This is a genomic window from Acidovorax cavernicola, assembly GCF_003581445.1.
The window spans coordinates 1-690 of record NZ_QXMN01000308.1 but is presented as its reverse complement, the minus strand read 5'-3'; the positions used below and the strand labels follow the sequence as shown (position 1 = coordinate 690).

The following is a 690-nucleotide window of genomic DNA, read 5'->3' as shown; positions in this document are numbered from 1 at the left end:
GCTTGACCCGGCCCGTGAGCGGATCGAACAGCTGCAGGGTTTCGATTTCATCGTCGAACAGCTCGATGCGGATCGCGAGCTCCGAATGCTCGGCCGGAAACACATCGATGGTGTCGCCGCGCACGCGGAACTTGCCGCGGCTGAAATCCTGGTCGTTGCGCTGGTACTGCATGCGGATCAGCTGGGCGATCACGTCACGCTGGCCCATGCGCGCGCCCGTGCGCAGCGTCATGACCATGCGGTGGTAGCTTTCGGGCTCGCCAATGCCGTAGATCGCCGACACCGTGGCGACGATCACCACGTCGCGCCGCTCCATCAGGCTCTTGGTGCACGACAGACGCATCTGCTCGATATGCTCGTTGATCGCGCTGTCCTTTTCAATGAACAGGTCGCGCTGCGGCACATAGGCTTCGGGCTGGTAGTAGTCGTAGTAGCTGACGAAGTACTCGACGGCATTCTTGGGAAAGAACTCGCGGAATTCGCTGTAGAGCTGGGCGGCCAGCGTCTTGTTGGGCGCGAAGACGATGGCCGGGCGCCCCATCTGCGCGATCACATTGGCCATGGTGAAGGTCTTGCCCGAGCCCGTGACGCCCAGCAGCGTCTGGAACACTTCGCCGTCCTGCAGACCTTCGACCAGCTTCGCAATCGCCTGCGGCTGATCCCCGGCCGGCGGATAGGGCTGGTAAAGCT

At 62.6% G+C, this 690-nt stretch carries 1 protein-coding gene; it reads right to left on the bottom strand.

Annotated elements, in window-relative coordinates; all coding sequences use genetic code 11:
- A partial coding sequence (locus D3H34_RS33350) for a DEAD/DEAH box helicase family protein (protein ID WP_167481332.1) occupies positions 1-690 on the bottom strand: 690 nt, incomplete at both ends.